Raw genomic sequence first — 13,093 nt, forward strand, 5'->3', positions numbered from 1 at the left:
GCATATGCAGGCTTTTTTACGAAATACGTATTACAAGCTGTAGTACATATCGAATTCAACTGGATGAGTAGTCGTGTTAAGACGACGTACATCTTCAGTTTTAAGTTCGATGTATGCATCAAGCATTTCTTTAGTGAACACGCCGCCTTTTAACAAGAATTCGTGATCTGCTTGAAGTGCTTCAAGAGCCATATCTAAGCTATGAGCAACTGTTGGGATTTTTGCTTCTTCTTCTGGAGGAAGATCATACAAGTTCTTATCAGCAGCTTCGCCCGGATGGATCTTGTTTTGGATACCGTCGATACCAGCCATTAACAATGCAGCGAAACCTAAGTACGGGTTCATCATTGGGTCTGGGAAACGAGCTTCGATACGCTTACCTTTAGGGCTAGAAACGTATGGAATACGGATAGAAGCAGAACGGTTACGCGCTGAGTAAGCAAGCATAATTGGTGCTTCGAAGTGAGGAACCAAACGCTTGTATGAGTTTGTAGATGGGTTTGTGATTGCATTCAATGCACGAGCGTGCTTGATGATACCACCGATGAAGTACAACGCCATTTCTGAAAGGCCTGCATATTCATCACCAGCAAACAAGTTCTTGCCATCTTTAGAGATAGACATGTGAACGTGCATACCAGAACCGTTATCACCTACCATTGGTTTAGGCATAAAGGTTGCAGTTTTTGCATATTGATGTGCCACGTTCCAAACAGCATATTTGAACTGTTGAACTTCGTCAGCTTTACGAACAAGAGTATTGAAGCTCACACCAATTTCTAACTGGCAAGAAGCAACTTCGTGGTGATGTACTTCTACACGACCTGGACCCATGATGTCTTCGATTTTTGCACACATTTCTGCACGCATATCTTGTGAAGAATCAACTGGAGGAACTGGGAAGTAACCGCCTTTAACACGTGGACGGTGACCAGAGTTACCAGACTCGTAGTCTTTACCCGTAGACCAAGCAGCTTCTTCAGCGATTAATGTATGACGAGCGCCAGACATATCGATGTCCCACTTCACTTCGTCAAATACAAAGAATTCTGGTTCTGGACCAAAGAATGCAGTATCACCGATACCTGTAGATTTTAAGTATTCTTCTGCACGGCGAGCAATCGAACGTGGGTCACGCTCATAACCTTGACCAGTTGAAGGTTCAATAACGTCACAAGTCACAACTACAGTTGGTTCAGCAAAGAACGGGTCGATAAAACCAGTTTCCGCATCTGGACGTAAAATCATGTCAGATGCTTCAATGCCTTTCCAACCAGCGATCGAAGAACCATCAAACATTTTACCGTCTTCAAAAGTATCTTCATCAATAGAATCAGCTGGGTAAGTTACGTGCTGTTCTTTACCCTTAGTATCAGTAAAGCGAAAATCGACCCATTTTGCGCCACTTTCTTGTATGAGTTGAAGGACCTTGTTCGCCATGCTCATTTTGCTCCAATGAAATTTTGTTGCACTTGTTAAGTGCGTGTTAGTTGCTGGTATTTATATAGCAATTCTCATACCAACTTTATAAGACTTACCTAAAACATTGAATTGCTTATAACTATCCATGATTTAGGCCCCTTGTCTTGAACCCATTATACTGTTTGCATAGTTAAATGCACCATATTCAGACATTTTCAAATTATGGCATACAAGAATAGCTCGCAATCGCCCTAATTTAGTGCAAAATTGTTGCGCTAATATGAATCACCGCATCAATATCTAACAGTAATTTGTGATCATAATACTTTCTTATATAGAAATCTGACTTTCTTACTGTAATGCTTAAAAATAATAATCTATTCCCGATGGAACTGTTAATTTCTAAATTAGACCATGGTATCTACAATATGCCTTTGCCAAAAAAGTTTGAACATAAATACGATTTCTAAGTAACTCTACACAATTTTTTTAAATAACATCAATTACCACTCTTCACTGCCCATCCATAGAAAGGTTGAGGTTTTAAAGTGTTAATTTAATTTTTCTTATCGTAGTTTTACGCTTGGGCTGGTCTGGTCAGCTTTGGTGCAGCAAGAGGAATCTTTTCGACTGATAATTTCAACTTTCTAATTTTTTTACCATTTGTTATATACCTTTTTTATACATGACCAACTTGCTTTTTCATTTTAAAAAATCTAAAAAATAAAACATAACTTTTTTTTATAATTAAACAAACTAAAAGTTTTGTTTTATCTAAACTACAAATATGTTCAAAGGATTTGAAATGAAGCATGAACTCGAACAATATGACAGAGCTTTTTTCGGCCATCCAAAACCATTAAAAACTTTATTTTTTACAGAGCTTTGGGAAAGATTTTCTTATTATGGTATTCGGCCTTTACTCGTTCTTTATATGATTGCAATGGTTAATGACGGTGGTTTAGGTCTTGACCGTCCAACTGCAGCCGCAATTGTTGGGTTATTCGCTGGATCTATGTATTTAATGACCGTTTTTGGTGGCTGGATTGCCGATAACTGGTTAGGTCAGGCACGATCGGTCTGGTATGGTTCTATTATTATTGCACTAGGTCATTTATCTATTGCCCTCACTACTATTTTTGATCAATTCTTTTTTTATTTCGGTTTAGTATTGATTGTTTTAGGTACCGGATTATTTAAAACATGTATTTCAGTGATTGTCGGAACATTATACAAAGCTCAAGATAGTAGACGAGATGCTGGTTTCTCCATTTTTTATATGGGAATTAATTTAGGTTCTTTTATTGCTCCTCTTCTAACAGGCTTATTAGCACGTGATCATAACTGGCACTTAGGTTTTGGAATCGGTGGCCTTGGGATGTTAGTTGCATTACTTATTTTTCGTGTATTGGCTGTTCCTCAGCTACAAACTTTTAATGAGTTACGTCAAGAAAATGACAACTGGAATAAACCTGTCGTACAAAACAAAAATGCACCAAAGATTGCTTTCTCCTTCTTACTATCTGTTGCAGTCGTTATTGTTCTTACCTTATTTGGTGTCATTCATATCAATCCGGTCGAGGTAGCAACTTATTTAACAGTTGGGATTGGTATTGGGATTATTGCTTATTTTGCATATTTACTGCTTTTCCTGAATTTAGAGCAGCATGACAAATTTAAAATTATTATTTGTTTTGTTTTATTAGCAGCCTCTGCCCTATTCTGGTCAGCTTTTGAACAAAAGCCCACAACTTTTACTTTATTTGCACAAGACTATACAGATCGTATGTTTTTTGGATTTGAGATTCCAACTGTATGGTTTGAATCAATTAATGCCCTATTTATTATTATTTTTGCCCCAGTTGCAGCATGGCTTTGGGCAAGACTAGGTAAATCAAATAAAGACCCAAGCTATATCAGCAAATTTATTATTGCATTGTTATTCGCAGCAGGTGGCTTTCTTGTTATGTCTTTTGCTAGTCGTTTCGCAATTGCTGGCGGGCTAGTTTCACCATTTTGGTTAGTAGGAACTTTATTTTTACTTACCATAGGAGAACTGTGTTTAAGCCCAATTGGGCTATCAACCATGACTAAACTTGCACCTGATGTTATACGTGGTCAAATTATGGGGCTATGGTTTACAGGTTCAGCTTTGGGTAATCTTATCGCTGGTTTAATTGGCGGGCATGTATCGGCAGATGGCATTAATCATTTACCTACCTTATTTATGCGATGTGTTTTAGCGTTAGTGATTGGCGCAATCGTGTTATTTTTATTAAAGAAACCTATCAATAGATTAATGAACAAAAGTACCAGTAAAGTTCAACCTGAGTTGGAAACTATATGAGCGTTTTAACTGTTCCAGAAAAACTTGAGAAACTTCGTGAACTCATGCGTAATCAACATGTTGATGCTTTGATTGTGATGAGTGCTGATCCGCATATGTCAGAATATTTACCAGACTACTGGAAAGCAAGGCAGTGGTTAAGCGGTTTTAGTGGTTCGGTTGGTACACTCGTCGTGACTCAAAACTTTGCTGGCCTCTGGGCAGATGGTCGCTATTGGGTACAAGCCGAGCAACAACTTGTTGGAACTGGCTTTGATCTTCAAAAATTAACAAGTGATGAATCTTCAACACATCTCGCTTGGATTGAGAAAAATCTAAAACCAGAATCAGTCATTGTGGTAAATGGGCATACTTTATCAATTCAGCAATTTAAAGCACTCGAACATACTGCACGAGTTAATAATTATAAACTCGAAACCCAGCAAGATTTAGTCGGAGAAATTTGGTTAAACCGCCCAGAACTTCCATCAAAGAAAATTCATCTCATGCCTGAAGGGTTAAATGCCCTATCTCGTAAAGAGAAAATTCAGGCTATTCGTGAGACATTAGCTAGCAAGAATATTGCGAGTCATTTCATTTCATCTTTAGACGATATTGCATGGGTCCTAAATGCACGTGGGCAAGATGTAGAATATAACCCTGTGTTCCTTTCACATTTATATATCAGTGCAAAACAAAGTATTCTTTTTATTGATGCTGAAAAAGTGGATGTAAGCATTCAGCAAGCTTTGGCAGCCGATGGTATTGAAATTCGTAACTACGAAGATACAGCTAAGTTTTTATCGAATATTTCTGATGCCTCAGTACTTTTAGATCCAGCCAAAGTCTCAATTTTTCATGAACAAGTCATCGCAAAAGATATTCGGGTTGTATATGACATCAACCCGAGTACACTTTTTAAATCGCGTAAACATGAAAGCGAAATTGCTCATATCCGTCATGCAATGGTTAAAGATGGAGTCGCGCTTTGCCACTTTTTTCACTGGTTAGAAAAAACGCTTCATCATGGTGAAAGCATTTCAGAACTCACCATTGATGAAAAGATTACAGCTTTCCGTGCGCAGCAAGATGGATTTATAGGGCCGAGTTTTTCAACGATTGCTGGCTTTAATGCTAATGGTGCTCTACCCCACTACCGTGCAACTGAAGAGCACTATTCATTTATTGAAGGTGATGGTCTATTACTCATTGACTCAGGTGGGCAATATGTAGATGGAACAACCGATATTACTCGTGTTGTTCCTGTAGGCATGCCAACAGGGCAACAAAAACATGACTATACTCTGGTTTTAAAATGTCACATTGCTTTGGCAAAAACGATTTATCCAGAAGGTTTAGCTGCACCGCTACTCGATTCAATTTGTCGTAATACTTTATGGCAACATGGTTTAGATTATCGACATGGAACAGGCCACGGCGTAGGCTTTGCACTTAACGTTCATGAAGGTCCGCAAGTGCTTTCTTATTACGCGCCTATACATGCCTATAGTAAGTTGCGTGAAGGAATGATTATTTCTAACGAGCCGGGCTTATACCATGAGGGACAATATGGAATTCGCATTGAAAATCTGGTTGCAAACAAACTTCACTCTGGATTTGAAAAAACTTACGGTGAATTTTTGGAGTTTGAAACGCTGACCCTTTGCCCGATTCATTTAGATTGTATCGTTGTTGATATGCTAACGAATGCAGAGAAAGACTGGTTAAATGGTTACCATCAAACTGTTCAAGAAAGACTAGCTGAACACTTGTCTGGCGATGTTTTAGATTGGCTGATTTATAACACACGTAAAATTTAATCTTCTTGTGTGAATAAGGCAGAATAATTTTTTATCTCTAAGAAAAGCTTATTCTGCCTTAATTTTAGTTAACTCTCTTTCTAAATTAATAAAGTAAAAGATCCTTATTCATTGATAACTCCATAACTATTAGCCATCAAACAATTTTTATTAGGAATTAGGAAACATAAACGTAACTATAAAGAAGTAATTTTGAAGAGAACTTTGTAAGCAATATGCTATTTTTAAACGTATTCAATGTTTCTTTGAATTAAAGGGTTTCCCTATGCAGGTATCCAATTTCGCAGTTACACGTGATGATAATTATACTGTTTCTACAGATCCCTCTAAACTCGACATAGAGGTGATTCATTCTTTTTTATACCATTCAAAATGGGCAAAAGGGATTGATTTAGAAACAATGCAAACCGCTATACAACATAGTTTATGCTTTGGATTATATGATCCGAACAACCAACAAATTGGTCTTGCTCGTATCATTACAGACTATGCAACCTTTGCTTATGTAAAAGATGTTTTTGTCATCGATGAGTTTCAAAAGTTAGGTTTAGGGCGATGGCTGATGGAATGCTGCTTAGAACACTTGGAAACTCTTAAACTTCGCAGAATTATGTTACTTACCAGTACAGCTTCGTGGCTCTATCAAAAAATAGGGTTTACTCCACTGAATCAAGAAAATTTTGTGTGGCAACTTTTGCCCAATAATACAGAGACATCTTCAAATTAAACTACCAACTTGCACGACTCTTTTTAGTTTAAGAAACACATGGACTTATAATTATTAATATGCTTTTGCCAGTAAAAAAGCATGAAGTTATTACAAGACAAGGAAATTCTGGTACATTAGCCGCTTAGAAAGCGGCTTTTTATTTGATCAAATAAAGGTACTTTTTAAAAAGTGAGTAACATTTTGAGTAAAACTCTAGTCACTTATTAAATATATATTAATTATCATGAGGTTAAGTTCATCATGCTTCTAATGATCGACAATTACGACTCTTTTACCTACAACATCGTCCAATACTTTGGCGAGTTGAATCAGGAAGTAAAAGTAGTTCGCAATGATCAAGTTACATTAGAGGATATTGAACGATGGCAACCAAAATATCTTGTGATTGGTCCTGGCCCTTGCTCTCCAAGTGAAGCAGGTATTTCAATTCCTGCAATTAATCACTTTGCCGGAAAAATTCCTTTGCTTGGCGTGTGTTTAGGGCATCAAAGTATTGGGCAAGCTTTTGGCGGAAAAATTGTAAGAGCCAAAACAGTGATGCACGGACGTTTATCTGATATGTACCATAGCAATAAAGGTATTTTCAGTAATCTCCCTAGCCCATTCTCGGCAACTCGTTATCATTCATTGGTGATTGATCAGCAAACTCTGCCTGATTGCCTTGAAGTAACGTGCTGGACCAACGAAGCAGATGGCTCAATGGAAGAAATTATGGGTATTAAACATAAGACATTGCCTGTCGAAGGTGTGCAGTTCCATCCTGAATCAATTTTGAGTCAGCATGGCCATCAAATCTTTAAAAACTTTTTAGATATTTATGCATAATTCAGCTTCGAATAAGTCATTTTAAAAATGACTGGATTTGATAAGTAACCTGAATAAAAAAGCCAACTAAGATCAGTTGGCTTTTTTCATGGCTGGAACAATTACAACTTTAATTGTTGCACAAGTGATCCATCTTGTTTAGCCACTAAAGATTCGCAGAGTTGAATACGCTCTTTGGTCTGTTTCAATCCTCTTTCAACCCCAACCAATTCTTTAGTTCGTGGTGCAAAAAAGTCATTTAACTGTGCCGCTTGTTGTTGGGTACAAGCTCCCCCACTAAACATAGCAGGGAAACGCCCAGCCGAAGATTTACCTAAACGATCAAACACGGCGTCATGATTTACTTTAAACCAAGACCATAAGCCACCTTGTTCATCTCCATAATTATTGATTGAGTTGACCACGGTACGAACTTCACCGACTTTAACACGAGGGTTCAAAATCAACTGACGTGCTTGTTGGCGTGTTGCTTCTTGATTTGCTGAACCTAGGGCTGTAAGAATTGCAAGACGTTGTGTCGGTTGAGTCACGCGTTGTAGCTCTCCAGATAAACGATCAAAAGCAGGTTGGCCTTTTTCTTGTACACGTACAGCTAAAATAGTTGGCAATAATTCAGGTGTTACTTGAGCAAAGTTAAGCTGCTTTTGAGCAAAGAGAGCATCTGACTGTTTTAACAGTTGTGTACGAACTTCTGAAATTTGAATATCTAAAGCAAGAAATCTAACCAACTCACTACGCCATAAACTGTCTTCAGCTGGTTCACCTTTTTTGCTGACATAACCCAACTGATTTAATTTAGGTAAATATAAATTAGCTAAGACTTTTCTAAAATGTTCACGTTCAGCTTCTGTTTTCAATACATGACGATAAATCGTACTTAACTGGGAAAACAGCGCTGTACTAATTTGTCGGCTATTTGAATTGGCAAATTTCTTCGCAGCATCTACGACAGCCAATAAATTAATATCACCGTGGTTAAATGCCGCTGAAATCGCATAGGCGTAGGCCAACTGTTCAGTATTAGAAAGCTTTTCTGTAGCAGCAGTCAGACGAGTAAACTCTTTTTGAGGCAAACTAAATTGGTAATATCCTGCCGCATCTGCATTTGGAATATACCAACTGCCAAGGCTAGCACCTTTGAGTTCAATCTTGGCTTCTGCTTGATCTACCAATTCACACTGGACCTTACTGGTTGCATTTGGAACTTCATAACGTACACATAATGGTACACCCCACAGGCTTCTTGCATCACCTTTTGAACCCACAGGTAAGTAACGGCTTTGCTTCACATTTAAAAAGACTTTATTGCCTTCTTGCTGTAATGCGGTGTTAACTAAAGGCACACCTGGTTGATCAAGGAAACTTTTCATCGCTCTGGCAAAACGCTCACCTTGTCCAGACTGCTCTGCTAAAACGCTAATTAAATCATTGGCTGTCGCATTACCATATTGGTGCTTATTAATATAATTGCGCACACCTTGTTTGAATTTTTCTTCGCCCAAATAGCTTTCAAACATATTTAAAACAGCCGCACCTTTTTGGTAAGTGATGCCATCAAAAGCAGTTTGAATATCGGCATTGCTTAAAATAGGCTGGCGAATACGGCGTACACTCACCAAACTATCACTTTTCATCGCATCGGCAGTATCTGCAATACGTTCTAGGTCAGCATTAAATTCGGGATGTAATTTTTGAGTGATTTTACTTTGCATCCATGTCGCAAAAGATTCATTTAGCCATAAATCATCCCACCACGGCATCGTGACGACATCACCAAACCATTGATGCGCCAGCTCATGTGCATTGACATTAAATGAATTCTGTACAAAAGAGACTGGCGAGTCCTTATCTAGCAACATCAAGTAATCTCTAAAAGTAATTAGCCCTGGGTTTTCCATTGCACCAGCGGCAAAGTCTGGTGCTGCTAGTAAATCTAGCTTGTCAAATGGATAACCAAAGGCAAAATAATCTTCTAAAGTTTTTAAAATGGCTGGCGTTTCAGATAAAGCATGCTGCATTTTTTCAGCTTTAGCATCGGGTGCAATACCACGTAACTGGATAGGCTGCTTACGCCATGAAGTTGCTCCAATATCAGGTCCTTTTTGTAATTGCCACGGTCCAACAGCCAATGCAAGTAAATACGTTGGTAGTGGTTTGGTCTGTGCAAAACTGAGTGTTTTCCAACCTGACTTCTCTGCTTGCTCAGATGTTTGTTGGGTATTGGCAAACCCTGAATATTTGCTTGGAATCGTCAAACGAATATTAAACGGCGTTTTAAAACGTGGCTCATCAAATGATGGGAATGACTGGCGTGCACTAATTGCTTCCATTTGAGTCATCACATAAGGTTTACCCTCAAACTCGATTTTATAAATACCGTCGAGCTGCTGGTCGTACGCCGCATTAAAATCTAGAACGAGTTGATACTGTCCTGCTGGCAAAGTCTTGGCAAATTTAATTTTACTAACCCCATCAACCTCGGAGGCTTGCTCATATTTTGCTTTGGTTTTAGCACCCTCAGCCGATGTGATACTCACATCTTTCACCGTCAAAGATTTACCATGAATCCAGATGTGATCTGTAGCTTGAGCCAGCTTTAAATGAATAGTGGTTTTACCGGTATAGCCTTTTTGTGCGGGATCAATCTTAAAATCTAAATCATAAGATTCGGGTACAACCCATTCAGGTAATTTACCAATCGGGATTTGTTCACTGTTATTCGATGCAAAAATCTGTGTCGCAGATAAAGATAATAATGTTGTAAGTAGCAATCTTTTTTTAAATGAAGGCTTGACCAGCATAAGGGGTTTTATCCTCTGTAGTTTTAAATAAAAAGATGCAGCAAATGCTGTACCACTTCGCTGCATCCATACATCATTCTTAGAATTTATAGTTAAACTCCAACCAACCTTGACGGCCAAATGGTGAATATGATCCTACCGGATAATACGGCCAACCACCCATATCATCTCGTTTCACTTTGTCAAACAGGTTATTAATAATGATTGAAGCAGACGCTTTTGGAGAGATTTGATAAGTACCGCTCCAGTTCACTAAATACGTTGGGCTTAGATAGGCAGTCTGGTCGCCGTTTGGAATTTTGCCATAACGATTAACTAATACTGTTGATGCCCAATCACCAAAGCTCCAGCTGAGACTGGTATTAAAACGGTCACGCCAATCCTGAATAGTTAAATCTTTTAGGTAATCATCTTTCTCGCCATCTTTTGATTGTTGATATTCATGTTCTAGTACACGGCTATAATTTACCGTCCAGAGAAAGTTACCAAAGCTGTCTGTTTTCCAGCGCCATCTGCTAGTGAAATCAATCCCGCGGGTATGGTCTGATGCAGCATTAATCGGAACAATATTAATATTCTTAATCACATTTGGATCGACAACTGCATTTGCAGGGTTACGCTCTACACGTGCCAATGCATCAATACAAGCCGCAGAGTTAATATCTTGATTGCCTAAACGACAATCTGCTTCTAATCGTAGAATTTTATCTTCACTTAGATTGGTCACAAGATTATCAATTTTGATATCCCAGTAATCGACGCTAATATCAAATTTATTGGTTGGCGACCAAACAAAACCTGCACCATAAGATTTACCCTCTTCAGGTTTCAATTCTTTGTTTCCGGTTAAAGTATAGTTTGCCCCAGGCGAGTAATCTTTAAAGCTACATTTATCTAAAGGTTGTCCCGTTTGGCTACAACGTAAATAGTCAGTCGTACTTGCGAAATAACCTTTTTGCTTATTTAAGAACAGATAGTTCATATCTGGTGCACGAAAACTAGTTGCATAGTTACCGCGCACCAATAAAGTCGGATGTGGCCTAAACTCAAGGCCTGAACCGAAAGTTAGCTTATCAATGCTGTTATCTGACAAAGCATAACGGTCATAACGTCCAGACAAGGTTAAATTTAATGGTTTCGCTAAAGGCAAGAATAATTCTGCACCAAGTGCTTGGCGTGTACGAGTGCCACTATATTCGCCACTAGAACTCGCATTATAAAACTCACCATTTTCAAGTGCCTGATCCGGCTTAATCGAAAAACCTTGACGTCCAATTTCAGCCACAGCCGCAAGTTTGGCAGTTCCTGCAGGTAACTTAAATACGTCACCATTCGCGCTTAAGGTCAAACTTTGTGCCCATGACTTATCTTTTTCTTTTGTTGTGCCCGAAATACTCTCAAATTCGTTTGCTGTCAGTGGTCGACTTAAACGATCTAAACGAGGTGAATAAATAGGAATACCATCTGCATCTGTGCCAAGTTGCTGACCTAAGAAATATTCATCAACACTCGAACGTAATAAGCCTTGGCGGCGTAGCTGACTGGTATAAATGGAACCATTATAGGCTGCTTCATAACTCCAGCTCGTTTCTCCAATATCGCCTCGAATTCCGAAGTTTAAGTTCGAAGAAAGTTCTTTCCACTTTTTATTTACGCGCTCTACCCCACCTAATTCTTCAGGTGCAAAACGACGATTCCAAATTTCATAATTTCCCGAATCTTGATTGAGGAAATAACCACTTGATCCACCTAAAGATGTCCATGTCGGACCACGCGTATTGTTTTCAATTTGATTGGCGCCAATTAAAAAATCGGCAAACAATTGAGTTTTATCATTTAACTCATAGTCTAAACCGAGATAACCATTTTGACTGCGGTTTTGGGTTTGGACCGTCCAATAGGTTGGTCGTGCCAAACCACTAGCACAATTGTCTGCACCAGCTTGTCCTATATTACTGACTGAACCTTTGAATAAACCATTAAAGGCCTGACACCCACCAATGGAAAGATATTTTCCAGTATTGGCATTTTTACGACCTACAACCGTATCTGGTTTTTCTCCCAAACGAGTTCGGCTCGACATAAAATCTCGATCGGCTGCCCAAATCGGTTCACGGCCACTGAGTTCAACCCCATAAACAAGGCTGAGCTTGTCTAAAGTTTTACTACCACTCAGTTGTAAACGTAAGTTTTCACCACCTTCTTTTGTTCCGCCTGCCTTAATATTAAATTGAGTACCGTCTGTTTTCTTTTTCAGAATAATATTCACCACACCTGCAATTGCATCTGAACCATAAATTGCAGAAGCGCCACCGTTTAATATTTCAATACGGTCAATAATAGCAGTTGGAATATTGGCTAAATTTACGAAATTGACAGAACCGTCGTACGGTACAGGATAGTCTGCAACCCGATGCCCATTAATCAAAGTCAAAGTATGATTCGGTCCTAAGCCCCGTAAACTAATAGCATTAGCCGCAGGCGTAAAAGTATTTCCATAATCGGCGCCTTGTACAAAACCCGTGTTCTGCGTCAGGTTATTAAGCGCATCAAATGCATTACTAAACCCTTGTTTTTCAATATCGGCTGCGGTAATGACGGTCACACTCGTCGGGCCATCTTTTTGTGCTTTTGAAATCCGAGACCCTGTCACAGCAACACGGACTACTTTATCTGTTTTAGCTTGCTTTTGTGGTTGCTCTATAGCTTCTTGCGCATAGCTTTCCAGTGGATGAAACAGTGCAACAAATACAAAAATAAATGAGCGCTTATTTTTTAAAGCTCCTACATATTTCAAGTTATTTAAATACATATTTATTAATAGACAAAATAAAGATCGCCCTACTATATCTACTTTTATTTGACTGATTTATACGCATTTTTCCTAGATATATTTATGTTTAAGATATACCAAATGTTTAATTATTTATCATAAAAACTCACAACAAACTAAAACCTTTTTCAATGAATAAATTCTGTTTATTAATCAAACTAAAGTAATAAACCAGCAAATTTTTTAAAACTCGTATCGAACAACAAAAATCTTTGGTTATTTTCTGCTAACATAGCTCCCCGTAGCTAGTGAAACATGGAACGCAACAAGCTGAACATCCCACTCTTGATCAACTTCACCTAAAAATTTTAATCATTAATGCTGTAAATCATGACT

The 13,093-nt window shown here is 38.4% G+C and carries 7 protein-coding genes; 4 read left to right on the forward strand and 3 right to left on the reverse strand.

Annotation, left to right across the window (positions count from 1 at the left end):
- Window positions 1-30: 30 nt before the first annotated feature.
- A complete protein-coding gene (glnA, locus tag ACO6UW_RS01295) occupies window positions 31-1,446 on the reverse strand; it encodes a type I glutamate--ammonia ligase (protein ID WP_002052696.1) in 1,416 nt (471 codons plus the stop codon).
- A gap of 763 nt (window positions 1,447-2,209) precedes the next feature.
- Here glnA and ACO6UW_RS01300 point away from each other — a divergent pair.
- The 4 genes from ACO6UW_RS01300 to ACO6UW_RS01315 all read left to right on the forward strand — a co-directional run bounded on the left by ACO6UW_RS01300 (window position 2,210) and on the right by ACO6UW_RS01315 (window position 7,123).
- The gene (locus ACO6UW_RS01300) at window positions 2,210-3,769 is read left to right on the forward strand and encodes a peptide MFS transporter (protein WP_081037794.1); all 1,560 of its coding nucleotides are present in this window, start codon (window positions 2,210-2,212) and stop codon (window positions 3,767-3,769) included.
- Window positions 3,766-5,568, forward strand: coding sequence for an aminopeptidase P family protein (locus ACO6UW_RS01305; protein WP_032063035.1), 1,803 nt, complete (start codon window positions 3,766-3,768; stop codon window positions 5,566-5,568). The genes ACO6UW_RS01300 and ACO6UW_RS01305 overlap by 4 nt, the downstream gene beginning before the upstream one ends.
- 265 nt (window positions 5,569-5,833) lie before the next feature.
- Window positions 5,834-6,295 carry a GNAT family N-acetyltransferase gene (locus ACO6UW_RS01310; RefSeq protein ID WP_032063036.1) on the forward strand — a complete coding sequence of 154 codons (462 nt, stop codon included), beginning with the start codon at window positions 5,834-5,836 and terminating at the stop codon, window positions 6,293-6,295.
- A 243-nt stretch (window positions 6,296-6,538) separates the two neighbouring features.
- Window positions 6,539-7,123 (forward strand): anthranilate synthase component II, encoded by a 585-nt coding sequence (locus ACO6UW_RS01315; protein WP_032004562.1) that lies wholly within the window; start codon window positions 6,539-6,541, stop codon window positions 7,121-7,123.
- Between the two features lie 101 nt (window positions 7,124-7,224).
- On the opposite strand, the gene ACO6UW_RS01320 is transcribed toward ACO6UW_RS01315, so the two are convergent.
- Both ACO6UW_RS01320 and ACO6UW_RS01325 read right to left on the reverse strand, forming a co-directional pair.
- On the reverse strand, window positions 7,225-9,990 hold the full coding sequence (locus ACO6UW_RS01320; RefSeq protein WP_081037795.1) for a M1 family metallopeptidase: 2,766 nt from the start codon (window positions 9,988-9,990) through the stop codon (window positions 7,225-7,227).
- Between the two features lie 13 nt (window positions 9,991-10,003).
- Entirely contained in the window at window positions 10,004-12,736 is a 2,733-nt protein-coding gene (locus ACO6UW_RS01325) for a TonB-dependent receptor plug domain-containing protein (RefSeq protein ID WP_057062060.1), read from the reverse strand.
- Between the last annotated feature and the right edge of the window lie 357 nt (window positions 12,737-13,093).

The sequence above is a fragment of the Acinetobacter sp. JADD-222 genome, assembly GCF_049310645.1.